The sequence below is a fragment of the Enterobacter sp. 3U4 genome, assembly GCF_057224565.1.
Map to the genome: position 1 here is coordinate 3,511,320 of NZ_CP136665.1, position 24,708 is coordinate 3,536,027.

Genomic DNA, 24,708 nt, shown 5'->3' on the forward strand with positions numbered 1-24,708 from the left:
TTATTGCTCCCCGCACAGCAGCAGCCCGTCGTCAAAGACGCTGCCCATCATCACTTTTCCGCCCACGGGCGCGGCAACGCTGACTGCCGCCAGCGACGCACCGTGGCTTTGATAGAAAAGAGTGGCGTGACTGATTTCACCCCGTGCGCCGGTTGTCAGCCGCCAAACCATAGACGGTGAACGCGCCTGGGCATCTTTCTGATAGGCGGCCAGCTTCAGAAGCTGCGGGTGCGCCGCCGCCAGCATGCCCTGCCCGTCCGGCAGGATATTGTCGACGCCATGCAGACCGTTGATACGTCCCAGCAGGACGGGCGCAGCGTCGTCTGGTCGCCACGCCCAGCTGCTCACCGCGCCGCGGGTGGTTTCCGCCACGTACAGACGCCCCCGCGGTCGGCTGTAGTAAATGCCGTTCGCAAAATGCAGGCCATCGATCAGGGTATGCAGCCCCGCCTCGTCTGCCAGCATAACGCTGGAGAGCGGCAGTCGCAGATAATCCTCTATGCGCCCGGCGAAGCCCGTCCAGCGGTGATCCCGCGTCAGCAGCCAGCGGGTTTTATCAATCACGCTGATATCGTTGATATTGTGTCCGACCGCGCGCGACAGGGCGGGCTGATACTCGAGACGCATCTGCGCACGATTAAAGCGAAACACGTCAATGCTGTCCTCCTGGGGGCGGTGGTTCACCACGTAGACCCACGTCTCGCCCTCCTGCTGCCAGACGTCGATACCGTGCGGGAAGAAGGCATCCGGATAGTCACCGGCCAATCGCCGCGGCTGGTCGCTGCCGTTGAGGTAATACAGCGCCCCGGGCGAGCTGCCGTGCCGGTTGAGGCTACTGGCTATTGCCCCGCCATCCGATAAGGGAGCGATATCTTCCGCGCCCTCAATGCCGGTAACTTTCTGGCACTGCTCACCGCCGCGCTCCTGCACCTGATAAAACAGTCCGGCATCAATCAGCAGATTAACCACGAACGCCAGCACGGCTCCCCCGAGGATGAAAATCATCAGCTTTTTCATGATGCGGCCAGCGCCTCTGACGACGAGAACAGTGCTTCGGCAGCCTCTTCTCCCTGCTCGGCCAGCACGGTTATCGCCTTCAGGAAGTGCTCCAGTAACGCGCGGGCACTCGCCTCGGTGAAATAGCGCATCTGGTAATCCAGCTCGACGGACAGCCCCTCTTTCGTCTCGAGAATGTTAACCATCAGCGGGAATTCGACGGCGCCGATCGGGAGCAGCGACAGGCTGGCCTCCCACTGCCGCATTTCTGCCAGCGGAGCATGCGGCTCGACGTTAAAGGTCGCCAGCAGAGGAAGCGGCGCATCCTGACCGTGGAAGCAGCGTGACGGCAGTGCGGGCTCGCCGCGCTGCGCGAGGATACCGTCATGGATTGCCCTGGCAACCCCGGACACCGACGCGCAGACAGCGCTGTCGATACATAGCGGCAACAGCCTGACGCACTGGCCGACAAGCGCGTCGCCCTGCCCGAATTCCCGCCCGGCATCCGGCACGCCGACCGGCACCTGGGTGTGGCCGACCGCCTTCTCAAGCGTCAGGGTAAAGAGCGCATTCAGCATCGCGAAGCGGGTCACCCGCAGCTCGGCGGAGGCTTTGCGCAGCTGTGCGGTCAGGCCGGGATACGACAAGCGCTGTACCAGCCGCTGCCCCTGATACGTCAGGGAGGGGTCCTGCACGCACAGAACTTCCGGCGTTACCCGGCGCGCTGGAAGCGCCGCAAGACGCGCAGGTAGCTCAGCCTCGCTGACAATGTTCTGCGCACGGATAGCCTGCAGATAGCTTGCCGCAGCCGCCAGCTCAGGACGATTTCCCGACGCCAGCGCATCGTAAAGATGCAGCAGCTCGCGCAGCATGACCATGAACGACCAGCCATCCACCACCGTATGATGTGCCGCGATCGCGAGCGTGGTTTTCCCCTCATGGCGAACCAGCAGCAGGCGGGCCAGCGGCGCAGCGGTCAGTTCAAAGGGACGCGCGGCAAACTCAGCGAGGCAGGCGGCAGGCGCCGCGTATTCCTCGCGGAGATCGACTGAGGGCACCTGGGCCACCTGAAGTTCGCCCGCGTCGGTAAACTGCATGCGCAGCGCGTCATGGCGCTCGCACAGCAGTTGCCAGGCGGCGCGCATGATGTCGCTGTCTACGCTGCGCGGCGTTTCAATGACGCCGCCGATCGTCCCGGCCAACAGCCCGCTTTCATCCTGCGCGGCCAGCTGCAGAAAACGCTGCTGGCTGTCCGCAACGGCATAGCGCGTGTCGGGGCGTAATCCGGCCTGCCCAAAGAAACCGTCCACGCGCATGGCGTTAACGCTCTCTTTTACCGCCGCAATAAACCGGTCGATATCCTCGTCAGCGTGTGCGACCGAGACAAAGCAGTTACGCCCTTCCCAGATGAAAATGCCGCGCAGCATCAGGTGGTGGAAAAGGATGTCGAAGTTACCGTTGAATTTGAAACGGAACAGGCTGCCGGCAGAGACGATCTCAATCGGCGTGCCGGTTGCAGAGAACCAGCTATTTAGCGACATCGCCAGACGCGCGGTTTTTTGATTGATATCGTCATACAGCGCCGGGTGGGCTTTGATGTACTCCAGCACGGCTTTGCTTGCCGCCATGGTCAGCGGATGCTTTGAGAACGTACCGGCAAAGAAGATCAGTTCAGCCTGCGGCCAGGAGTCATCGCCATACTGCCAGAATCCGCCGTCGATACTGTCCATAAAGCGGGCAGAGCCTGCAATCACGCCGATCGGCATACCGCCGCCGACAATCTTTCCGTAGGAGGCAATATCCGCCTGAACGCCGTAATACGCCTGCGCGCCGCCGGCCGCCAGACGGAAACCGGTGATCACCTCGTCAAACATCAGCGCAATGTTGTGGGTCGTCGTCAGTTCACGCAGGGTATGCAGGTATTCGCGTGGCTGATGATCGGGATAACGGCTCTGCACCGGTTCGACGATCACCACCGCCAGCTCGGCGGCATAGCGGGCGATAAGCGCCAGGCTCTCTTCGCTGCCGTAATCGAGCACCAGCAGGTCGTCCACCAGCGATGGCGGCGTGCCGGCGGCAATCGGCGTGGCGCGCTCGGGATTTTCGCCGCCCTGCTGCCGCCCCAGAATACCGTCAAACACGCCGTGATATGAGCCGCTAAACAGCGCGACTTTGTTTTTCCCCGTCACGGCGCGCGCCAGGCGCACGGCGCTCATTACCGCTTCAGAGCCGGAGTTACAAAATGCCACCCGCTGCTGGCCGGTCAGCTCGCTGATAAGCGTTGCCACCTCGCCCGCCAGGGCGCTTTGCGGCCCAATCTGCATGCCCCGCGCCAGCTGGTCGGCAACGGCCTGCTGCACGCAGTCCGGCGCATGACCCAGCAGGTTGGCGCCAAACCCCATCGTAAAATCAATATACTCGTTGCCATCAACGTCCCAGATGCGCGATCCCTGAGAGCGTTCCCCCACTAAGGGGTAAAGCATCTCTTTGGTCGATAAACGAAAGCCCGCAGAGGCCCGGTTGTCCGCCAGCACGGCGCGGTACTGCTGGGCATTGCGTTTCGACCCGCCCGTTTTATCGACAAACCGCTGGGTGAGCTGCGCCAGATGCTGGTCGCGCCCGGTGCCCAGAGAGACCTTTTTCGTCTCTTTTTTAAACCAGCTGCTGTGCGCGCTGGCCTTCACCGGTGCGGCCGGGGTTGCAACAGGCGCTGGCGCGATGACGTCCGGCATCTTTGGTGCGACGGGCATCGGGAGAGTCTGCGCCGTGCCGTTGAGCAGCGTGAGCTGCTGGGACATAAGCTCCAGCTGGCGGGCAATCAGATCCTGAACTGCGCCAGGCACCGGCTTGCTGGTTTCCGGCATGGCCACGACAGGCTGCGCCGCCTGCTCGGCGGTTTCGGTCGCGCTCGGCGGAACAGCCGCCGCTGGCTGCGCGTGCTCCACCACATAACCGATCACCGCGTCCAGCGTATTGAGCTCTTCAAACAGCGCCCGCACCGGGATGGCCACGCCGTAGCGGTCCTTAATGGTATTGATGGCATCCAGCAGCACCAGCGAATCCGCCCCCATTTCCAGGAAGGGCAGTTCGTCGTCAAGCGTGGCGGGATCCGCCTCAAGAAAACCGGCAATAATCGCTTTTATTTCAGCGGCTAAATGGTGTTGATTTGACATAGCGTCCTCTTTTGCAGATGGGGTCTGCGCTGGCGTCTCATCCGCCAGCCAGTAACGTTTGCGGCAGAACTGGATAGCAGGCAGGTTTAACGCCTCCCGCGTGGTCGCGTGGTACAGCCCGCTCCAGTTGATGTCGTGCCCTTGCTGCCACAGCTTTCCCAGCAGCGTCAGCAGTGATTTGTACTCATGTCGCCGATCGCCTGCGGCCAGCACCCGGTGACGGCGGTCGGTGGCGGTCACAAATTTGCCCAGCGAACTGTCCGCGCTCAGATCGATAAAGGTGAACTCACCCTGCGCAAGCACGTTTTGCACGCCCTGAAGGAAACGCACGGGCTGGCGAATTTGCCGGGTCCAGTAGTCGGCGTCGGTTTGACCGCACGCCTCGCCGGTCAGGTTGCTGTAAAAGGGGATCGTCCCGCGGGTGAAGGTGACGTTGTTGACCAGCCACTCGCGCCAGGCGCCGAGGATCGGATCCATCATCGAGGAGTGGAATGCGCTGGCGGTTTTAATTTTTCTGGCGTGGCCGCCCTGAGAAGAAATGGCCTGGAGGCAGGCGTTAATCGCCGTCTGGCTGCCTGCGATGGTGGTCAGCGTCGGCGTGTTGAATGCGGCAATATCAATATCGCCCGCCCACGGCGAAATGAGCTGGCGCACCTCGGCTTCACCGCTGAAAACAACCGCCATCGCCCCTTCCTGCGTCAGGGCTGACATCAACAGCGCGCGCTGATGAACCATAGCCAGCCCGTCGTCCAGCGAGAGATAGCCAGCGATGACCGCCGCGCAGTACTCTCCCAGGCTGTGCCCCATCACGGCAGCCGGACGGGGACCAAACTGCATGACGCTCTGAGCAAGCGCGTAGCTACAGGCAAATAATGAGAGCTGACAGGTTCTGGCGCAGCGCTGCCAGCTATCGTCACGGGAAAATAGCGCCTGCGTGATATCAATCTGATAACGCTTCAGGATGGTCGCCGCCAGCGCGTCAAACTGGGCGCGATAGTGCGACAGATGGTGATACAGCTCGGCCCCCATGCCGATTTGCTGGGTGCCCTGCCCCGGGAAGAGCCAGACCTGAGGCTGGGCTTTACCCGCCTTGCAGGCCGTCAGCTGCGCAAGGCTTTCCGCCAGCTGGGCGCGGTCCGCGCCATACGCCACGCCGCGAAAGCGGGCCGCATCGTAGCGGGTGTTCACCAGACGGCACCAGGTGGCGATATCGCTCTCCTGGCAGGCGGACAAGCCTATTCCGATCGCCTCCCGCTGAAGGGTAAACGCCCCTTCATCATGTGAACCGACCAGAAGCAGGGCGTGCGGCGCAGCGGGCTCCTGGCGTTTTTCCACCGCTGGCGCGCTGCGCAAAATCACGTGACCGTTGGTGCCGCCGAAGCCAAAGCTGCTTACGCCCGCGTAGCGTGCGTCACCATCGGCATGCCATGAGGCAGACTGCGTGCCACTCACCTCAACATGACGGCTAATCGCCGCAATATGCGGGTTTTTATGCTGGAAGTTGAGGTGCGGCACGTATTGCCGGTAGTGCAACATCAGAGACGCTTTCACCACGCCCAGCACGCCCGCGGCCGCTTCCAGGTGGCCAATGTTGGTTTTAATCGAGCCCACCTGGACAGGTGCCTTTTTTTTCCGGTCCGCAAACACCGCTTCCAGCGCCTGATATTCAATCAGATCGCCCAGCGCCGTTCCCGTCCCGTGCGCTTCGATATAGTCAATGCTATCGCTGTCCAGCCCGGCGTCCGCCATTGCCTGCCGAATGACCGCCTGCTGCGATGGGCCATTCGGCGCGGTAATGCCGTTGCTGCGGCCGTCCTGATTCACGGCGCTCGCCACCAGCGTGGCATAGACCCGATCGCCATCCGCCAGCGCCTGCGAAAGCGGCTTAAGCACCACGACGCCACACCCTTCGCCACGAACGTAGCCATCCGCGCGGGCGTCAAAGGTTTTACACCGGCCATCGGGGGCCAGCATCTGGGCTTCGGTGAAGACTTTTTGCAAATGCGGCGTCAGCGCCAGATTAACGCCTCCGGCAATAGCCAGAGAACTACGTCCGGCCCGCAGGCTTTGCATTGCCCCCTCTATCGCCACCAGCGAGGAAGAGCATGCCGTGTCGACGGCGACGCTTGGCCCTTTTAAATCATAAAGATAAGAAATTCGGTTGGCCGCGATGCTGTGCGCGTTGCCTAAGCCGCTGTAGGCCGAGACGTTATCGCCGCACGCCAGGGCATAGTCGCTGGCGCTGATCCCGACATAAACCGCCGTATCGCTCCCGCGAAGGGAGGATGCCTTAAGACCGGCATCGGTGAGCGCCTGTTGAACGGTTTCTAACAGCAGGCGATGCTGCGGATCGATATAGACGGCTTCGCGGGGAGAGACGCCGAAATAGCCTGCGTCGAAGGCGTCAACTTCGTCGAAGAAGCTGCCCTTACGGTTAAAACCGTCAAGGGACGAGGTACGCCAGCGCTGCGCCGGGATCTCGCCGGTCGTGCTGTGGCCCTGCTGCAGCAGCGACCACAGCGCCTCCACGCCGCTATGCCCCGGCAGCTCCACGCCGATACCAATCACCGCAATGGCGCTTTCCGCGACGGCGGCGCTGACCGGCCGGACCGCGGCGGGTTCTCCCAGCGCGGCCGCCAGCTGATTGATGGTGGGATAGTCGTAAATCAGCGCCGGAGAGAGCTCGCGGTCCAGCCGCTGTTCAAGTTCGCCAATGACGCCCACCGCCTGCAAAGAGCTCAAGCCAAAGCCAGTAAACGCCTCATCCCACCGGGATTCGCCGATCGTCGTGTTCAGCGTGCTGCCGATTATCCCGGCAATCAGTGCCGCCAGCGCGGGAGGGGTTTCGCCCGCGTGCTCAACAGGTTTCGACGCGTCCTGGCGGCTGCGCCACGCCACTTCCAGGGTCCCCTGCTGATACATCACTTTCGCGCGGGTACGCTGTAATTTCCCGCTGGTGGTGCGAGGAATTGCCCTTCTTTCGACAAGGAGCAGTTCATCCAGCGTAATGCCGTGACGCTCCGCCACCGCCGCGGTCACGGACGGTGCCAGCGTCGCCATATCGAGATCGGTTTTATGGCGCATCATCAGCTCAAGCAGCGCTACCGGGCGCTCGTCTACACTTGCAAACACGCAAACCGTCGCTTCCGCCAGCGCGGGAGCGGACCGGCGGATCGTCTCTTCAATATCCGTCGGGTAGTGGTTCTGGCCGTTGATAATCAGCAGCTCTTTGAGCCGTCCGGTGACGTACAAATGGCCGGACTGGAGAAAACCCATATCGCCGCTGCGCAGCCACGGGTACGGATCGCCTGCCAGAGACGCCCGGAAGGTTTCGCGCGTGGCGGCGTCATTGTCCCAGTATCCGGCGGCAACGCTCGGACCACGCAGCCATATTTCTCCACTCTCACCGTCAGCAAGCGGCTGATGGTGGTCAGGATCGACGATACGCACCTCGGTATCAGTCAGAGCCTGCCCGCAGCTCACCGCACCGGCCTCGTCGGAAACGCGAAGCCCCTGCCCTTTGTCCATTCCGGTGATGATGAGCGTGGTTTCCGCCATGCCGTAGCAGGGCAGGAACGCGCCGGGCCGAAACCCTGCGGGCGCAAAGTGCTCGCTAAACTGCTGGAGCGTGGCGGGACGAATCGGCTCTGCGCCGCAGAAGGCCACGTCCCAGCGCGAAAGATCCAGTGCCTCAACCTGCTCTCGGCCAATCTTGCGCACGCACAGCTCGTAGGCGAAATTAGGGCCGCCGGAGGTCGTGGCCTGATAGTCAGAGACCTGTTTGAGCCAGTTAAGGGGATTTTTCATTAACATCATGGGCGACATCACCCGACAGGGGAATGCGCCAAACACGGGCTGCAGTAGCCCGCCAATCAGCCCCATATCATGAAAATGCGGCAGCCAGATCATGCCCCGGCTTTCGCTGTGATGGCCGAAAAAGCGGTGAATGGCATGCGAGTTAGCCCACAGGTTGCCGTGGGTCACCATCACGCCTTTCGGAGAGCCCGTCGAACCCGAGGTGTACTGTAAAAAAGCCAGATCGTTTTCCGCTGCCGGAACGGGGTGAAATGCCCCGGAGAACGCGCGCTCAAGATGATGCAGACGATAGCCCGCAGGAAGCGCGGACGCGTCGGGTTTGTCGAAGGTAAAAATAAGAGGAGATAACGGAAGAGATAGCTGGCCCAGCGTTTCTGCCCCCTTTGCCGTTGTAACAATACAGTCCGTTTGCGCATCGCGTAACACGCCAGCAAAACGCTCCCACGCGCTTCCTGATGATTTTGCGGGCATCGGGACCGGAACCGCCACCCTGCCGGCGTAAAGGCATCCAAAAAAAGCGCCAATGAAATCTTCACCATCCGGATAGAGCAATATTATCCGGTCGCCCCGCTGCCCGTACTGCATCAATGCCTCTGCAAGCGACGCGGCGCGCTGGTGTAGCTGGTCATAGCTTAGGCTGTGAATTTCACTGGCGCTGCGGACGAATTCAAATGCCGTCTGAGTAGTCTGTTGAACAGCAAGTTCGGGCAAAAGCTGGTTGAAGGAATGATATCCCCTGTTAAACAACTGATGAGACGGCATCATAATTCGCTCTATATTTTCAAAGATAATGAGGGTGAAAAGATTATTTTCCGGCGCGGCCAGCCAGCAGATCGTTACAGAAGTCGTTCCAGACCTTCAGCCAGAGATCGACGCGCTGTTCCATTTCGGCATAGCGGTCTTCAGTCAGCGCCTGGCAGAACAGGATCCATGCATCTTCGGAGTGACCATCTTCAATGGATTCTCCCGTTTCGCTTTCCACATGGATGCTGTGATAGCCCTTCGTGACGTCAATATCCGTCGCTTTATCAACACCTTTGGCCCACGGCGTGGCGAAATCATGGAAGACGGTCTCGGCCACGGCCAGCAAACCCACCAGCTGGGTATAGTCGCCATAGGCATTCTCGAAGGTTGCGCGGCAGGCCAGAGAGCTGGACATCGGCAGCCAGGATTTCACCTCGTGTTCCGTCATTCCCAGCTGCTGGATAGTCGTAAAGAACTGCACGTAGTGCGCCAGCGCGGGCTGGCCGTTGTAGTTGCCTTCGGCGTCTTCGCCAGGGTGGAAGCCCAGCTCGTCCAGCAGGTTGATTTGCAGCAGAAAACGGGCAGCCATTTTCGCCTGCGCGCCCAGCGGCGCTTCCAGCTGTTTCGCCGCGCTTAGTGCTTCAATAACGGCATCGGTAAAGACTTGCGCAAACGCGTGATAAAACTCCAGGTGGAATACGCGCATCTGTTGAATATCAACTTCACCGCTGTTCATTTTTGCCAAAATAGGGCTGCGCATCAGCGGATGGGATTCAATCCGGTCAATAAGCCTGTTGGCAAATGCGCGGTTTTCGGTATAAACGTGCTTATCTACGGTCGCGACAATAGCATCCCGACCCAGCTGGCGGGTATTCAGTAACGTTTTCATTTTTTATCTCAGGTGAGTGATTATTTACAGGGCGGAAACCCTGCCAATTGCCATTACAACTAACGCATACATTCCACAGCTAAACGGTATAACCTGCACATATTTAAATGGCAGATAAAAACACGATGCAATCAGCAGTACCGGAATACCCACCGAAAGTATCATCATGCAAATAACGGCATAATATTTGTAGATATAAGACACGGCGAGATCGTCAATACACATGCCATAGAGCATGGATATTAAGGGCAGCATAATAAAGGCAATATGTGCCAGCCTTAACATTCTGCGATTTAAATCGGTATAATTCTCATGCCCTTTAGGCGCGCGAAAGGGTCCCTTAAAGGCGTACATCCCCATTAACCCGCCCATCATTATGCCGACAACAATACCGCTCCAGCCAAAGGCAATCAGTATTGCACTGAGATTAGCCACTTTCTTTCTCCTGTTTAGCGCTGCACAAAGGTAAGGCGCCTGAGGAAATACAGGCACCTTTATTTATTAAAAATAAAATCAGATATAACGATTAAAAGTCCGGGTATTCTTTATCCGTCGCGTATGTAATCGGTTTTTCAAATCCGGGAATGGTGATGCCGTTCATATCAATCTTAATATCTTCCTCATTTATCCCCTGCTGGCCGAACAGATAAATGACGTTGAGTTCACCCTGCGACGCCGCCTCGTCGTAGGCGTTAGCCTGACGTCGCACCTGGCGGTTACGCTGCTGATAATCCGCATACACCGCGTCCCCGTAGCGTTTGCGCAACCATTGATGGGTAAGCTTTGGCGAGTAAACCACCCCCGTGGCGTTATTCCCGCCAAAGCCTTTTGAATTGATAAAGGCGATTTGTCCCTGGTTTTCTTCTAACCTGCAGTCCTGAAGAGGAATGGTTAAGCGCGCGTTATTCACCTGCGGCGCAATGTTCGACACGCTTTTAATTCCCGGCAAAATACCATAGCGGAAGACGCCGAGGCTGCTGATGAGCTGGTCGCCGCTGGCGGGCCCCAGGGAGTGACCAAGATACGATTTCACCGCCGTCACCGGCCAGTCGCGGATCGCAAAGGCTTGCGCAACGCGGTCAAAAATATCCGCCTCGGAGACGCAATTCTTCGGCGTGCTTGAACCGTGCGCCTGAATAAACGATCCCTTCTGTACCGTCTCCATCCCGGCCATCGATACCGCAGAAGCCACGGCTTTCGCCATGGTGATGTAGTTCCCCGGCCCCGGTGACGCAATAGAACGCTTAAAGCCGTCAGCGTTGATGAAGACATTCCCCACCGAACCGTGGATCTCTGCCCCAAGCTGCAGCGCCAGCTCATCGTCCATTAACACGACATACTGGCTGGATTCTGCGATCACAAAACCGCAGCTGTTGCCAAACGGGCGGCTGCTGTTGCGCCAGTCGGCCGTTTCCGTTTCATCAATATGCTTAAGCTTGCTCTCCGTTGCCAGGGCGCCCATGGCGTCGAATCCTTCAATCACTTCGGAGGTGACCGGCGCTTCGGCGCTGCCCACAACGGCCACGCGAATGCGCCCCGCCTTGATATCTTCAACTGCCGCATTCAGGTTATACAGAAACGTGGCGCATGCCCCCAGCGTGGCGCTGGTATGACCGACGCTACCCAGCACATACGCATTGAGGAAATCGGCGCACATGCTGTTCAGGCCCAGCGGACACTGTTTGGCGCTGACGCGCTGGCCTTTCAGGCGCGACTGGAGCATACCGCCAAAGCCATAATCGTCGAGCTGTCCCATGATATTGCCCGAATAGACTCCGAGCTGATCCGGCGTGATGTTGGCCTGTATCTCTCGCCACGGGATCCCCAGGGCGTTGATGGCGTCCGATGCTCCGACAATCGCCATTTGTAGCGCCCGCGGATGGAACTGCGAATTGTAATGATCACCCGGCCGGAATCCCTGCGGCAACAGCCCTGCAGCCTGAACCTCCGTGCGCAGCAATGCCTCTATTTTACAGTCCATCTCTCCCTGAACGGTAATACGCACGCGCTGATCCGCTAATTCTTCAACGTGCCATCCCGCCGGTAAGGGTTGAGGCAATTGTCTGGAAGATATATTAAAACTGAATCCCTCTTCGCCTGAAACCATATTCAATTTTGCATGGCTGGCGATAGCATCGACATCAAAATAGTCGCGCGTAATTTTTCTGATAAGGGTTCCTTTCAGCGCTTCGTCTTTTATCTTCGCGGCAGCCTGAGCGGGGGTAAATCTTTTACAGGAATTGTCGCAATATCCGCCTTCATCATATTTAAGCACGCCCATCAGAATGGCTAACGATAATAAAGTCTGCTGCCTTTCCTCTTCTGATAATGATTCAATAATCATTCGACGAAATGCATGATGTGAAGAACTACGACCAGCTGGACCATAGCCGCCAAAAGCCGTTATTACGGGTAATTTCGCCATAATTCATCCTGTAGTGGTCGTGGATTTATTTTGTTAAGTAAGCACGATAATTTCAGATATTAGTTTACAAATTACCAACAAAAGCTAATATGAAAATCCAGCCAAAATGCTGACTTTTTTGGCCAGGACAACGATGAGCTACCAAAAATAATAGTCAAAACAGGTATTAATCAAAAATGACAAATACACAAATAGGATTTGTGTTATGCGAACGCATGCTAAGTTCCGGTCTCAGTCTGCCGATTGAAATGTGGAAAGCCGCAGCCAGTAGCTATTTAGCCGAGCAAAAAACAACATCCCACGTAGACACGCACAAACCGGAGACGTCTTCATTCAGGCTCTGTCGTCCGGATAATATACTGAAAGTTCATACTATTGGCATAAATAACGAGCCCATCCTGACGCACAGTGGCTTTAGCATAACCGCCGATACCACCCTTGCCGCAGACCGGCACTATGACGTTATCTATCTTCCTGCCCTGTGGCGCAATCCTCGCGCAGTGGTCAGACAACAGCCTGAACTCCTGGCCTGGTTGACCGAACAGGCTGCGCGAGGAACCCGTATCGCGGCCGTCGGAACGGGCTGCTGTTTTCTGGCGGAATCAGGATTGCTCAACGGAAAACCCGCCACCACCCACTGGCACTACTTCAAACAGTTCTCGCGTGACTACCCCAACGTAAAATTACAAACCAAACATTTTCTCACGCAGGCCGATAATATTTACTGCGCCGCCAGCGTCAAAGCCCTCTCAGATTTGACCATCCATTTCATCGAAACGATATACGGGAAACGTGTAGCCACGCATACCCAACGGACCTTTTTCCATGAAATTCGGAGTCAGTTCGATCGCCAGTGTTACAGTGAAGAAAACAAACCGCATCCGGATGAAGACATTGTTCAAATTCAGATCTGGATAAAAGCCAACTGCGCCTCGGATATATCCATGCAGAATCTTGCCGATATGGCTGGCATGAGTTTGCGCAACTTCAACCGTCGCTTTAAAAATGCCACCGACATGTCCCCTCTTCAGTATTTATTAACCGCCAGAATTGAATCCGCCATGACGATGTTGCAATCCACCAATCTGAGCATTCAGGAGATCGCCAATGCGGTGGGATATCAGGATATTGCGCACTTTAACCGCCAGTTTAAGCATAAAACCACGGTGTCACCGGGGGATTATCGTAAGACGGTCCGGGCAAAGATGTTTAGTGCATAAACTCCGGTCATCTCTGATAATGAAAAGATGACCGCGAGGAGGCTCAACGTGCAAGGCGTACCGGAACAGTTTAATGATGAAAGAGACAGCGCGCGCTTTCGCCATCTGGCGCAGCTGCCGGGCCTGGAGCTTTATCATGCCCATATTTCTGACTACGCCTTTGAGCCTCACACCCATGAAGCCTTCGGGATCGGCACAATTGAAACCGGTGCCGAACGCTTTCGCTATCGCGGTAGCCAGCATCTCGCGGCGGAAAAATCCGTCGTCACCATGAACCCGGACGAGATCCATACCGGCGAATCCGCCACCGAAGGCGGCTGGCGCTACCGGATGGTCTATATCGAACCCAATCTGCTGGAAGAGATGACCGGTCTGCGGCACTGGTGGTTCAGCGACGTGACCCGTCATGACCCGTTGCGCTCGCAGCAAATCGGCAGGCTTATTTACGGCCTGTGGCACGCGGACGATCCGCTTGCGCAAAAAGGATTGCTGCTGGATCTGATTGAAACTTTCCAGCCGTTTGCCCATCACGCGCCGCAGGTTCAGGAAGGCGCGCACCGCTTCGAACGGGTACGCGAGTACCTGCACGACAACTATATGCGCGCCCTGACGCTGGACGAGCTGGCCAGCGTCGTTTCACTCAGCCCGTATCATTTCCAGCGCCAGTTCAAAGCCCATTTTCACGTGACGCCACATCAGATGCTGATGGCCATTCGCCTCTGGCGCGCCAAAGCGTTTCTCACCCACGGCATGCCCGCTGCAGAGGTCGCCGCCGCAACCGGACTGACCGATCAGTCGCATCTCACGCGCGCGTTTACCCACCGCTACGGTATTACTCCCGTGCGCTACCAGAAGCAGGTCACCCGGCGCTAATGCGCAATCTCATACAATACGCGCGCATTTGCCCCTTCTACACTGGCTACAGCGTAAATACCTGTGGATGGAAAAATGATTAGTGGAGTGTTGTATGCCCTTCTGGCCGGGATGATGTGGGGGCTGATTTTTGTCGGCCCGCTGATCGTGCCCGAGTATCCGGCAATATTGCAGTCGACCGGACGATATCTGGCGCTGGGGCTGATTGCCCTGCCCCTGGCGTGGCTGGGGCGCGCGCGCTTGCGTCAGCTCAGCCGTCAGGACTGGGCCACCGCGCTGGCGCTGACCATGATGGGTAACCTTATCTATTACGTTTGCCTTGCAAGTGCCATTCAGCGTACCGGAGCGCCGGTATCGACCATGATTATCGGCACGCTGCCGGTCGTCATTCCCGTCTTTGCTAACCTGCTCTACAGCCACCGCGATGGCAAACTGGCGTGGTCAAAAATGGCACCGGCGCTGGTGTGCACTGCCCTGGGGCTGATATGCGTCAATATTGCCGAGCTGCGTCATGGCCAGGCGGACGTTGACCTGTGGCGTTACGGTTCTGGCATTCTGCTGGCGTTCATTTCCGTGGCGTGCTGGGCATGGTATGCCCTGCGCAACGCGCGCTGGCTGCGGGAGAACCCGGACAAGCACCCGATGATGTGGGCAACAGCGCAGGCGCTGGTCACGCTGCCCGTATCGGTCGTAGGGTATCTCGGCGCATGCCTCTGGCTGGGCCATCAGCAGCCGGACTTCGCCCAGCCTTTCGGGCCAAGACCGTGGGTGTTTATCGGCCTGATGGTGGCGATTGCGGTGCTGTGTTCATGGGTGGGCGCGCTGTGCTGGAACATTGCCAGCCAGAAGCTGCCGACGGTGATCTTAGGACCGCTGATAGTCTTTGAAACCCTGGCCGGGCTGCTTTATACCTTCCTGATGCGCCAGAGCGTGCCGCCGTTGTTCACGGCCTGTGGGATCGTGCTGTTGGTCGTGGGGGTGGTGATGGCGGTGAGAGCGAAGCCGGAAAAACCAAGTGTTGTTCCGGCGTCGGAGATGTGATTTTTGCCCAGCAGCGCTGCGCTTGCAGGGCCTACAAAACCGTAGGCCCGGTAAGGCGTAGCCGCCACCGGGCAAGCCCTTAAAACGTTTCCCAGTTCGCTTCAGGCGCCGTCGCTACGGGCTGCGCTTTTGGCACATAGGTTTTCACCGGCGCCGCTTTAACCGCCTGGTTGCGGGTAATTTTGAACACAGCCACCGCTTCGTTCAGACGTGCAGCCTGATCTTCCAGCGCCGCCGCCGCGGCCGCTGACTCCTCCACTAGCGAGGCGTTTTGCTGGGTCACGCGGTCCATCTCGGCTACCGCCTGGCCCACCTGGTCAATACCGCGGCTCTGCTCGTCAGAAGCCGAGGCAATTTCACCCATGATGTCGGTGACGCGGGTAACCGCATTAACGATCTCGGCCATCGTCTCCCCGGCTTCGTTAACCAGCTGCGAGCCCGCGTTCACGCGCTCGCCGGAATCATCGATCAGCGCTTTGATCTCTTTCGCCGCCTGGGCGCTGCGCTGGGCGAGGGTGCGTACTTCCCCAGCCACCACTGCAAAACCTCGGCCCTGCTCGCCCGCGCGCGCGGCTTCCACCGCCGCGTTCAGCGCCAGGATGTTAGTCTGGAAGGCAATGCCGTCGATCACGTTAGTAATTTGCGCGATTTTGCTGGAGCTGGTGGCAATTTCGTCCATTGTACGCACCACGCCTTCAACCACGTTACCGCCCTTCTTCGCCGTTGAGGAGGCGTCCAGCGCCAGACGGGAAGCCTGACGCGCGTTATCGGCGTTCTGCTTCACGGTTGCCGTCAGCTGTTCCATGCTGGCTGCCGTCTCTTCCAGAGATGCGGCCTGCTGCTCGGTACGGGAAGAGAGATCGTTGCTGCCTGCAGAAATTTCACCGGCTCCGGTGTAGATAGTATCCGCACCTTCACGCACCACGCCCACGGTGTTCGCCAGCGAGGTTTGCATCTCCTGCACGTTGCGCGCCAGAATAGCCATTTCGTTCTTACCTTCGGCCTGAATCGGCTGGGTTAAATCCCCTGCCGCAATGGCGCGAATATGGTTTATCACCTCTTCCAGCGGCAGCAGCAGCACGCGGCGCATAGCAATCCAGCTGGAGATAATCACCACAATCACCAGCAGCATGACCGCAGAGAGGATCCACAGGATGCGCTTGTAATCACTTTCGTTATCCTGAATGCCTTTATCCGTGAGCGCGGCCTGCGCTTCACGCCATTCACGGTAAACCGTCTGCATCGCGTTCTGTTTTTGTTCGGCATTCTGCTTGAACATATCTTCCAGATTGCCCTGGCTCAGCAGAACGTTCATTTGCGTCAGCGTTGCAGAGTAAATGCGGTATTGCTCTTCGAGTTGGTTGGTCAGGTTCTCATCCAGGCCTGGCGTATTCGGCAAGGCATAGTATTTATCGTAATGAACCTGCGCTTCAGTCAGCAGATTTTTCGCCGTGGTCACCAGCTCATTCAGCTGACCGCCGTTAATTTGCGAGGCCATGCTGCTTTGCAGGCGCAGCATCCCGCGGTTCAGAGTGACGCGCGCCTGGTTCAGACTGATCCACGCATCGGTAAACTCCGCCACGTTCTTGCTGGAGAGCTGCGCCACGGTGAAGTTGTCTTTATCGTTGTTCAGGGCATTGATAAAGATACCGGCGGAAATCACTTGCATGATGCCGAGCACAAGCAGCACCGAAATCAGAAGGGTAATGACTTTTATACGTTTAAACATGCGTTGCCTTTGTTATATGCAGGTTTGTCTGACGTGGATATATCGGCAGGCGCAGCGGGTTGTTTACTGTTTCTCCACCTTTAAAAACTTTCGAAACCACTTTCCTAAGGCCATTCAGAGAGTTAAATCAGATATTTTTTTGTGATGCGCATCTCATTTTTACCCGTCCCTCTAAAGGGTTATAGCGCCGGCCTAAAGATGCATTTAACATGCATCTTATATTATTAATGACGAGGTAATTGCTATGGCCTTTCGCGACCAACCACTCGGCGAGCTGGCGCTCTCCATTCCTCGCGCTTCTGCGCTGTTTCGTAAATACGATATGGATTACTGCTGCGGCGGTAAGCAAACCCTGGCGCGTGCGGCCTCACGCAAAGAGCTGAACGTTGAGGTGATTGAAGCCGAGCTGGCGCTGCTGGCCGAGCAGCCGATCGACAAAGACTGGCGAACCGCTCCGCTCGCGGAAATCATCGACCATATCATCGTGCGTTATCATGACCGTCACCGTGAACAGCTGCCGGAGCTGATCCTCCAGGCGACCAAAGTCGAACGCGTCCATGCCGACAAACCTTCCGTACCGCGCGGTCTGGCGAAGTACCTGACCCTGCTGCACGAAGAGCTTTCCAGCCACATGATGAAGGAAGAGCAGATCCTCTTCCCGATGATTAAACAGGGAATGGGAAGCCAGGCGATGGGGCCCATCAGCGTGATGGAAAGCGAGCACGATGACGCGGGCGAACTGCTGGAAGTGATCAAACACACCACCCACAACGTCACGCCGCCGCCAGAAGCGTGCACAACGTGGAAAGCGATGTACAACGGCATTAACGAAACGATCGACGACCTGATGGAACACATCAGTCTTGAGAACAACGTTCTGTTCCCGCGGACTTTAGCTGGGGAATAAAAAAGGCCCGGTGGCGCTAGCGCTTACCGGGCCTACAACGTCCTCGAACGTAGGCCGGGTAAGCGTCAGCGCCACCCGGCAACATGCTTAACGCATGCCAGCCATACGTTTCTTACCGATAAACACCCAGCCCAGCCCCAGCGCGATAAACCACAGCGGCGTGACGATCAGCGCCTGACGGGTATCATCTTCCAGCGTCAGAAGAACCAGCACGAAGACGAAGAACGCCATGCACACCCAGCACATCAGCTTGCCCAGCGGCATCTTGTAGATCGATTTTTCATGCAGGTGTGGACGCTGCTTGCGGTACACCAGGTATGAACAGAGGATGATGGTCCAGACGAACATAAACAGGATCGCAGAGACCGTAGTGATCATGGTGAACGCGCCAATCACGCTTGGGTTCACGTAGAGCATCACCACGCCGCCCAGCAGACACATGCATGAGAAGGTCAGCCCTTTTGCCGGTACCGCACGCTTAGAGAGCTTGGCGAACGCGCTCGGCGCCACGCCTTCCTGCGCCAGACCAAACAGCATACGGCTCGTGGAGAATACGCCGCTGTTCGCGGAAGAGGCAGCAGAGGTCAGGACCACGAAGTTAATCAGGCTCGCGGCCGCAGGCAGGCCCACCAGCACGAACAGCTCAACGAACGGGCTCTTGGTCGGCACTACGGAGCTCCACGGCGTCACGGACATAATGATAACCAGCGCGAAGACGTAGAACATGATGATACGCACCGGAATGGAGTTGATGGCGCGCGGCAGGGACTTCTCCGGATCTTTGGTTTCCGCAGCGGTCGTTCCGACAAGCTCAATTCCCACAAACGCGAACACCGCAATCTGGAAGCCGGCAAAGAAGCCGCTAATGCCTTTCGGGAACCAGCCGCCGTCATTCCACAGATGGGTAAACGATGCCTGAACGCCGGTTGGTGACTGGAAGTGGGTAAGCACCATCACCAGCCCCACCACGATGAGTCCAACAATGGCCACGATTTTGATCATCGCGAACCAGAACTCCATCTCACCGAACATTTTAACGGTGGCGAGGTTAAGGCTCAGCAGCAGAACGATGACCGCCAGCGAGGCGACCCAGTCCGACAGCCCCGGGAACCAGAACTGTGCGTAGGCGGTAATCGCCACGACGTCCGCCATACCGGTCACGACCCAGCAGAACCAGTAGGTCCAGCCGGTAAAATAGCCCGCCCACGGTCCGAGCAGGTCTGAAGCGAAGTCGCTAAAGGATTTGTATTCGAGGTTCGAGAGCAGCAGTTCACCCATTGCACGCATCACGAAGAACAGCATAAAACCGATAATCATATAGACAAATATGATTGACGGTCCGGCGAGACTGATGGTTTTGCCTGACCCCATAAACAGCCCGGTACCGATGGCACCCCCGATGGCAATGAGCTGAATATGACGGTTTGTGAGATTGCGCCGTAGCGACTGTTCAGACGACGCCTCTTCGTCGGCGACGACTTTGACCTGATCTACCATGTGATATTTTCCTGTTTATGCCTGTCTGTGTTGTTAAGGCTCTTCTGGCCTTTAAATACGTCAAAAAACGACGTTCCCTTGTAAGGGCTAATCGATATTAGGTAAGAATCGGCGGGATGAATACTATGATTTAGATATTATGTTAATAATATGTTGAAAGTGAGTGTCATATCACTCATACAGCGCGAAACAGCTCACAAAAATACACGCAACAGTTTCGTTTGCAAGATAAAATGTTGATAGCACCGTAACTATAGGTTTTTACACTATTTTCCTCTCCCCAACAGGGGAGAGGAAATAAGAAAATTCGATTACAGAATTTCCAGCAGCTCAACTTCAAAGACCAGGGTGCTGAATGGCGGGATGGACGCGCCAGCGCCGCGCTCGCCGTAGGCCAGGTTGTGCGGAATAGTCAGTTCCCATTTAGAACCGACCGGCATCAGGGTCAGTGCTTCAATCCAGCCTGCGATAACGCCGTTAACCGGGAACTCAGCCGGTTCGCCGCGCGCCACGGAGCTGTCGAAGACGGTACCGTCGATCAGCTTACCGGTGTAGTGTACGCGAACGTGGTCGGTACGCGCCGGGATTGCGCCGTCGCCCTGATTGATCACGCGGAACTGCAGACCGGATTCGGTGCTGTTCACGCCTTCACGCTCGCGGTTCTCTTCCAGATATTTCACACCTTCGGCCGCCATCTCTTCAAAGCGCGCACGACGCACGGCGTCAGCACGCTCGTGGATTTCACGCAGCGCACGGTGCACAACGTCAACCGGAACGGCAGGCTGTTTGCCTTCCAGCGCGTCAGCGATACCCGCCACCAGCGCTTCTGGTAACAGACCTTCCAGGCCGGATTCGCTCAGCTGCTGTCCTACCTGCAAGCCGATACCGTAACTTGCCTGCGCTTCGATAGTGTCAAAAGTCGGGGTGGTCATGGGTTTTCCTTCCATCACATTTAAAGTAGCGGGCAGCATATCAGCCATGCCCTTATGGGTAAAACTTTGTCTGAAGTTAAGGTGACAAACCGCGACGAAACAGAAACAATAGAGAGAACCAGGATTAATCCCGAACTGATGTCACGGATGTCGGGTTTACTACGCCGTTCAGGCAGTTAGCAAACTATACTTCGGGGCACAGGATAAAAAATACGCGGAGCAGGAGGAGTGCCATGCCCGGGCGATTTGAACTGAAACCTACCCTGGCGAAAATCTGGCAGGCGCCGGACAATTTTCGCATCATGGACCCGCTGCCTCCTCTGCATCGCAGAGGGATCATCATTGGTGCGCTGATGGTGATTGTGGGCTTCCTGCTTCCTTCCGGTGGCGATGATGTTGATACCGCCCCCGTCACCCGCAATGCTCAGCTGGATATTCAGTCGCAGACGCGGCCGCAGCCTGACGCACAGCCGATGCAGACGCAGCTCGTCACCCCGTCTAACGATCCGGGTCAGGTCGCGCCGGTTGAACCAGAACCCATTCAGGATGAACAGCCGCAGGATCAAGCCGCCGCCCCGTCTCAGCCTCAGACGCAACAGCCTACCGGCATTGAACAACAGTGGCGTTCCTATCGCGTAGAGCCGGGCAAAACTCTGGCACAGCTGTTCCGTGACCACAACCTGCCGCCAACCGACGTTTATGCCATGGCAAAGGTAGAAGGTGCGGGCAAACCGCTCAGTAACCTGCAGAATGGTCAGATGGTACAGATTCGCCAGAATGCCAGCGGGGTAGTGACAGGGTTAACGATTGATACGGGAAGTGGACAACAGGTACTGTTTACCCGCCAGCCAGACGGCAGTTTTATCAGGGCGCGTTAAGGACTGGGGTCTGTAAAAAGCAAAACGCCGGCACAAGGCCGGCGTTTCAACGTGAGCAGAGTAAAAAATTACTCAGCTACAACGTTAACAACCAGTTTAGCGAACACTTCGCTGTGAACCTGGAAGTCAACTTCGTGCTCACCAGTGGTACGCAGAACGCCGTTCGGCAGACGAACTTCGCTCTTAGCCACTTTAACGCCTGCTGCAGAAACTGCATCAGCGATATCGCGGGTACCGATGGAACCGAACAGTTTACCTTCGTCGCCAGCTTTGGACGCGATGGTAACGGTGCCCAGTGCGTTGATTGCTTCAGCGCGAGCGTTAGCAGCCGCCAGAACGTCAGCCAGTTTGGCTTCCAGTTCAGCGCGACGTGCTTCGAAAAACTCTACGTTTTTCTTGGTAGCTGGAACAGCTTTACCCTGTGGAACCAGGAAGTTACGTGCGTAACCCGCTTTAACGTTAACCTGATCACCCAGGCTGCCCAGGTTTGCTACTTTATCAAGCAGAATAACTTGCATTACCTTATCCTCTTAAAGTCGTATTAATGGACCGTGCCCGATTACTGATGACGATCAGTGTACGGCAGCAGGGACAGGTAGCGAGCGCGTTTGATAGCGCGAGCCAGCTGACGCTGGTATTTTGCACGAGTACCGGTGATACGGCTTGGGACAATCTTACCGCTTTCGGTGATGTAGTTTTTCAGCGTTGCGATATCTTTATAGTCGATCTCTTGAACGCCTTCCGCGGTGAAACGGCAGAACTTGCGACGACGGAAATAACGTGCCATATGGCTAGTCTCCAGAATCTATCAAATCAATCTGCTCGGCATGCAGAACCATTTTGCTCAGGCCGTTCTTTGCCTTGTGGCAAGAGATGAACCCCTGAACGATTACTGCGCTACCGACCGTTAAACTGTGAGTAATGGCCTGGTTTTCGTGTCCGCTAATAATAACGGGCATTTGGCACCACGCCTGCCGGTGAAACCCGGCTTCCTCTTGCACAGAACGATGCTCAAGCACGAACTGGCAATGCGGAATTCCTGATGGACTGACCTTTCGAAGGGGAGCCCTGCATACGATGCCGGACAACGCCAGACGGTTGGTCATCAGAAATTACTCTTCAGAATCCCCAGCATCAGAATCATCTGCGGTTTCGTTTGCGAAATCATCGCGACGCTCACGGCGCTCGTCTTTCGCTTTAACCATCGGAGATGCTTCGGTAACTGCGTTTTTGGTACGCATAACCATGCTGCGGATAACGGCATCGTTGAAGCGGAAGGTAGTTTCCAGCTCATCGATCACTTCCTGCGGCGCTTCAACGTTCATCAGAACGTAGTGTGCTTTGTGCAGTTTGTTGATCGGGTAAGCCAGCTGACGGCGGCCCCAGTCTTCCAGACGGTGGATCGTACCTTCTGCACCAGTGATGGCAGCAGAGTAACGCTCGATCATACCCGGAACCTGTTCGCTCTGGTCAGGATGGACCATAAAAACGATTTCGTAATGACGCATCGAATTGCTCCTTACGGATTATTCAGCCTCCTGTCTGGGTCAGCCGAGGCCCGGGGAGGCAAGGAACGTGTTAAAGGTCGGCTGAAAAATTGACGCGTCATAATACTTGCGCGCCCCTGGAAACTCAAGCTGATTGCACAAATAATTCGCACAAAGCGCGAAGCGGCTCTAAGTGGGTGATTTAAAATTGGTCACACCCGGAATAGCTGTTTTTTTGAACAACTGCATCAGAAATGGTCACGCATCCCCGCCGGATGAGTGATTACACTTTAATCAGAGATCGCCTGAATTAAGAAGGAGCATCCCCTCTCTCGCAGCACGTAGTCGTGGAGCGCATATCATGAAAAAAATCGCATTAGCCATAATGGCGGCGCTTTTGCTCAGTGCAAACGCGATGGCAGCCATCAAGATAGACAGCCGACAGGCCAGAAACATGGATGATGTGCAAAGCTTGGGCGTAATTTACATCAATCATAATTTCGCCACGGAAAGTGAAGCAGATCAGGCATTAAATGAAGAAACCGATGCGCAGGGCGCAACCTATTACCACGTGATGTTAACCCGTGAGCCCGGCAGCAACGGCAACATGCACGCCAGTGCAGATATTTACCGATAACGCTTTAACGCTAGCACCAGGAAAGCCAACAACGAGAACATAGCCATAGTTGACGTTGCCCCCTGCCCGGGGGCTTTTTTTTTGTGAATGGCTCCAAAATACCCCCGGTTACAGCCGCTTTTAGTAGCGCTCGCTGGCAAAGGCGCCAACCCTGAGATCCTCCAGAAGCGGGAAGATCAGGGAGTAAAGTGCTGCGCTTTTAAAGATGCTGGCGGAAAAACGCCACCGTAGCGTCCAGCGCGGTGGGCGTAATGCGGTGGCGGACGCCCGACTCCCACAGACAGGTCAGATTACCGTCCAGCCCTTCATTCATTAACGCCTGCTGCAGACGGAAGGTTCCCTCAGGCGGGACCACATCATCCGCGTCACCGTGCCACAGCAGCAGCGGGCGATCGGCCACGCGCGGCAAGGCCCGGGTCACTTCCCACTCTGCCAGCGTCGCGGTCATTTCCGTTAAATTCTGAGGGGGAAAAAGGGTCTTCGCCAGCGACGTAAAATAGCCCGAGCCCATCAGACAGGCGACAGACTTCACTTCAGGATGATGCGTCATAATCCCCAGCGCCGTCATACCGCCCATCGATGCCCCGGCGACAGCCAGACGACGGTCGGCCACCAGCCCTGCCTCATAAAGGGCATCGCGCAGCCCGGCAAATTCGGTCAGACTCCCGTGCAGAATCTGCCAGAACTGCCCCAGCCGCGCCTGTTCATTACCCGTAAAGCGCGCGCCGTGGTCGGGTGCATCCGGCATCACCACGCGAAAACCCGCCTGCGCCAGCGCAACCGCAAAATAACTGTAAACCAGCTTCGATGAGGTAAACCCATGATAAAAAACCACAACAGGCAGCGGTTTATCACGTTTACCCGCCGGCATTGCGTGTAAAATTTCATGGCCGCCGAGGTGGCGTATTTCAATTTCAATCATTGTCGACCCTGTGCGAATGTATGATTCATAATGTTGAGAACTGGGTTACGCTTTCACGTCATTTTCATTCGAAATATACGTCCCAGATAACACTTCGGGAACATTCCCCCAAAACTAAATACACAGACAACTACACTATGGCTATCAGGAAACGAGATATGGTTATGCGCAGGTTTGCTGCTTTATTGCTGGTGTTTCTGCTGAGTGGCTGTAGCGCGCTGCAGGGAACGCCGCAACCCGCTCCACCGGTCGCCGATCATCCACAGGAGATTCGTCGTAATCAGACGGAAGGATTACAACGAATGGGCACCATCTCCGCGCTGGTTCGCGGCTCTCCGGATGACGCAGAAGCGGCAATAAAAGCACAGGCCGTCGCCGCCAAAGCAGATTATTACGTCATCATTATGATCGACGAAACCATCATAACGGGACAGTGGTATTCACAGGCCATTTTGTACCGTAAATAATGGTTTTCCTTTGAACGAGATTTACACTGCTTTGCGTCCATAGACATTTTCCTGTCCACAATAAACTCCATGCCC

Annotated in this window: 20 protein-coding genes; 7 read left to right on the plus strand and 13 right to left on the minus strand. The window is 56.7% G+C overall.

All coding sequences use genetic code 11. The features are described from left to right. From RVY89_RS16770 to RVY89_RS16790, 5 genes are all read right to left on the minus strand, one after another. A complete protein-coding gene (locus RVY89_RS16770) occupies window positions 1-1,017 on the minus strand; it encodes an arylesterase (protein ID WP_484825938.1) in 1,017 nt (338 codons plus the stop codon). After that, entirely contained in the window at window positions 1,014-8,747 is a 7,734-nt protein-coding gene (locus tag RVY89_RS16775) for an aminotransferase class III-fold pyridoxal phosphate-dependent enzyme (protein WP_484827948.1), read from the minus strand. The genes RVY89_RS16770 and RVY89_RS16775 overlap by 4 nt, the downstream gene beginning before the upstream one ends. A gap of 43 nt (window positions 8,748-8,790) precedes the next feature. After that, entirely contained in the window at window positions 8,791-9,618 is an 828-nt protein-coding gene (locus RVY89_RS16780; protein ID WP_032651384.1) for a hypothetical protein, read from the minus strand. 24 nt (window positions 9,619-9,642) lie between these two features. Continuing rightward, a complete protein-coding gene (locus tag RVY89_RS16785; RefSeq protein WP_047652052.1) occupies window positions 9,643-10,053 on the minus strand; it encodes a membrane protein in 411 nt (136 codons plus the stop codon). 91 nt (window positions 10,054-10,144) lie between these two features. Next, window positions 10,145-12,043 (minus strand): beta-ketoacyl synthase, encoded by a 1,899-nt coding sequence (locus tag RVY89_RS16790; RefSeq protein ID WP_484825939.1) that lies wholly within the window; start codon window positions 12,041-12,043, stop codon window positions 10,145-10,147. Window positions 12,044-12,219: 176 nt separating this feature from the next. Here RVY89_RS16790 and RVY89_RS16795 point away from each other — a divergent pair, with 176 nt between their 5' ends. The 3 genes from RVY89_RS16795 to RVY89_RS16805 all read left to right on the plus strand — a co-directional run bounded on the left by RVY89_RS16795 (window position 12,220) and on the right by RVY89_RS16805 (window position 15,177). Beyond that, a complete protein-coding gene (locus RVY89_RS16795; RefSeq protein WP_484825940.1) occupies window positions 12,220-13,263 on the plus strand; it encodes a GlxA family transcriptional regulator in 1,044 nt (347 codons plus the stop codon). 48 nt (window positions 13,264-13,311) lie between these two features. Beyond that, entirely contained in the window at window positions 13,312-14,136 is an 825-nt protein-coding gene (locus RVY89_RS16800; RefSeq protein WP_484825941.1) for an AraC family transcriptional regulator, read from the plus strand. A 75-nt stretch (window positions 14,137-14,211) separates the two neighbouring features. Continuing rightward, complete coding sequence (locus tag RVY89_RS16805) at window positions 14,212-15,177, plus strand: DMT family transporter (RefSeq protein ID WP_484825942.1); 966 nt, start codon at window positions 14,212-14,214, stop codon at window positions 15,175-15,177. 79 nt (window positions 15,178-15,256) lie between these two features. Here the strand turns inward: RVY89_RS16805 and RVY89_RS16810 are convergent, their stop codons facing one another. After that, the gene (locus RVY89_RS16810; protein WP_484825943.1) at window positions 15,257-16,906 is read right to left on the minus strand and encodes a methyl-accepting chemotaxis protein; all 1,650 of its coding nucleotides are present in this window, start codon (window positions 16,904-16,906) and stop codon (window positions 15,257-15,259) included. Window positions 16,907-17,150: 244 nt separating this feature from the next. On the opposite strand from RVY89_RS16810, the gene ytfE reads away from it, so the two are divergent. Then, window positions 17,151-17,813: an iron-sulfur cluster repair protein YtfE gene (gene ytfE / locus RVY89_RS16815; protein WP_484825944.1), complete on the plus strand. Its 663-nt coding sequence runs from the start codon at window positions 17,151-17,153 to the stop codon at window positions 17,811-17,813. An 87-nt stretch (window positions 17,814-17,900) separates the two neighbouring features. Here ytfE and cycA read toward each other — a convergent pair whose 3' ends face one another. After that, on the minus strand, window positions 17,901-19,310 hold the full coding sequence (cycA, locus tag RVY89_RS16820) for a D-serine/D-alanine/glycine transporter (protein WP_032662435.1): 1,410 nt from the start codon (window positions 19,308-19,310) through the stop codon (window positions 17,901-17,903). A gap of 311 nt (window positions 19,311-19,621) precedes the next feature. Continuing rightward, on the minus strand, window positions 19,622-20,242 hold the full coding sequence (bamJ, locus tag RVY89_RS16825; protein WP_008502892.1) for a BamJ family beta-barrel-assembly machinery protein: 621 nt from the start codon (window positions 20,240-20,242) through the stop codon (window positions 19,622-19,624). A gap of 233 nt (window positions 20,243-20,475) precedes the next feature. Here bamJ and RVY89_RS16830 point away from each other — a divergent pair, with 233 nt between their 5' ends. After that, the gene (locus tag RVY89_RS16830) at window positions 20,476-21,120 is read left to right on the plus strand and encodes an OapA family protein (RefSeq protein ID WP_048977315.1); all 645 of its coding nucleotides are present in this window, start codon (window positions 20,476-20,478) and stop codon (window positions 21,118-21,120) included. Window positions 21,121-21,188: 68 nt separating this feature from the next. On the opposite strand, the gene rplI is transcribed toward RVY89_RS16830, so the two are convergent. From rplI to rpsF, 4 genes are read right to left on the minus strand one after another with little or no spacing between them, the layout of a single operon-like run. Then, window positions 21,189-21,638, minus strand: a complete 450-nt coding sequence (gene rplI / locus RVY89_RS16835; protein ID WP_008502894.1) for a 50S ribosomal protein L9 — start codon at window positions 21,636-21,638, stop codon at window positions 21,189-21,191. Between the two features lie 41 nt (window positions 21,639-21,679). Then, complete coding sequence (gene rpsR, locus RVY89_RS16840) at window positions 21,680-21,907, minus strand: 30S ribosomal protein S18 (protein WP_000135199.1); 228 nt, start codon at window positions 21,905-21,907, stop codon at window positions 21,680-21,682. A 4-nt stretch (window positions 21,908-21,911) separates the two neighbouring features. After that, complete coding sequence (gene priB / locus RVY89_RS16845) at window positions 21,912-22,226, minus strand: primosomal replication protein N (protein WP_008502895.1); 315 nt, start codon at window positions 22,224-22,226, stop codon at window positions 21,912-21,914. Window positions 22,227-22,232: 6 nt separating this feature from the next. Beyond that, window positions 22,233-22,628, minus strand: coding sequence for a 30S ribosomal protein S6 (gene rpsF / locus RVY89_RS16850; protein ID WP_014068637.1), 396 nt, complete (start codon window positions 22,626-22,628; stop codon window positions 22,233-22,235). A gap of 340 nt (window positions 22,629-22,968) precedes the next feature. Between rpsF and yjfY the strand changes: the two genes are divergently transcribed. Further along, window positions 22,969-23,244, plus strand: coding sequence for a DUF1471 family protein YjfY (yjfY, locus tag RVY89_RS16855; RefSeq protein WP_010427445.1), 276 nt, complete (start codon window positions 22,969-22,971; stop codon window positions 23,242-23,244). 199 nt (window positions 23,245-23,443) lie between these two features. On the opposite strand, the gene yjfP is transcribed toward yjfY, so the two are convergent. Then, window positions 23,444-24,166, minus strand: a complete 723-nt coding sequence (yjfP, locus tag RVY89_RS16860; RefSeq protein WP_484825945.1) for an esterase — start codon at window positions 24,164-24,166, stop codon at window positions 23,444-23,446. Window positions 24,167-24,303: 137 nt separating this feature from the next. Here yjfP and bsmA point away from each other — a divergent pair, with 137 nt between their 5' ends. Beyond that, a complete protein-coding gene (bsmA, locus tag RVY89_RS16865; protein WP_024907326.1) occupies window positions 24,304-24,633 on the plus strand; it encodes a biofilm peroxide resistance protein BsmA in 330 nt (109 codons plus the stop codon). Window positions 24,634-24,708: the final 75 nt, after the last annotated feature.

Excerpts from the sequence above, each read along its gene's own strand:
- RVY89_RS16780 (WP_032651384.1), bottom strand. The coding sequence starts at position 9,618 with ATGAAAACGTTACTGAATACCCGCCAGCTGGGTCGGGATGCTATTGTC.
- RVY89_RS16810 (WP_484825943.1), bottom strand. The coding sequence starts at position 16,906 with ATGTTTAAACGTATAAAAGTCATTACCCTTCTGATTTCGGTGCTGCTT.
- rplI (WP_008502894.1), bottom strand. The coding sequence starts at position 21,638 with ATGCAAGTTATTCTGCTTGATAAAGTAGCAAACCTGGGCAGCCTGGGT.
- RVY89_RS16795 (WP_484825940.1), top strand. The coding sequence starts at position 12,220 with ATGACAAATACACAAATAGGATTTGTGTTATGCGAACGCATGCTAAGT.
- bsmA (WP_024907326.1), top strand. The coding sequence starts at position 24,304 with ATGGCTATCAGGAAACGAGATATGGTTATGCGCAGGTTTGCTGCTTTA.
- priB (WP_008502895.1), bottom strand. The coding sequence starts at position 22,226 with ATGACCAACCGTCTGGCGTTGTCCGGCATCGTATGCAGGGCTCCCCTT.
- bamJ (WP_008502892.1), bottom strand. The coding sequence starts at position 20,242 with ATGACCACCCCGACTTTTGACACTATCGAAGCGCAGGCAAGTTACGGT.
- RVY89_RS16775 (WP_484827948.1), bottom strand. The coding sequence starts at position 8,747 with ATGCCGTCTCATCAGTTGTTTAACAGGGGATATCATTCCTTCAACCAG.
- ytfE (WP_484825944.1), top strand. The coding sequence starts at position 17,151 with ATGGCCTTTCGCGACCAACCACTCGGCGAGCTGGCGCTCTCCATTCCT.
- RVY89_RS16805 (WP_484825942.1), top strand. The coding sequence starts at position 14,212 with ATGATTAGTGGAGTGTTGTATGCCCTTCTGGCCGGGATGATGTGGGGG.
- yjfP (WP_484825945.1), bottom strand. The coding sequence starts at position 24,166 with ATGATTGAAATTGAAATACGCCACCTCGGCGGCCATGAAATTTTACAC.
- cycA (WP_032662435.1), bottom strand. The coding sequence starts at position 19,310 with ATGGTAGATCAGGTCAAAGTCGTCGCCGACGAAGAGGCGTCGTCTGAA.
- RVY89_RS16790 (WP_484825939.1), bottom strand. The coding sequence starts at position 12,043 with ATGGCGAAATTACCCGTAATAACGGCTTTTGGCGGCTATGGTCCAGCT.
- rpsF (WP_014068637.1), bottom strand. The coding sequence starts at position 22,628 with ATGCGTCATTACGAAATCGTTTTTATGGTCCATCCTGACCAGAGCGAA.
- RVY89_RS16830 (WP_048977315.1), top strand. The coding sequence starts at position 20,476 with ATGCCCGGGCGATTTGAACTGAAACCTACCCTGGCGAAAATCTGGCAG.
- rpsR (WP_000135199.1), bottom strand. The coding sequence starts at position 21,907 with ATGGCACGTTATTTCCGTCGTCGCAAGTTCTGCCGTTTCACCGCGGAA.
- yjfY (WP_010427445.1), top strand. The coding sequence starts at position 22,969 with ATGAAAAAAATCGCATTAGCCATAATGGCGGCGCTTTTGCTCAGTGCA.
- RVY89_RS16770 (WP_484825938.1), bottom strand. The coding sequence starts at position 1,017 with ATGAAAAAGCTGATGATTTTCATCCTCGGGGGAGCCGTGCTGGCGTTC.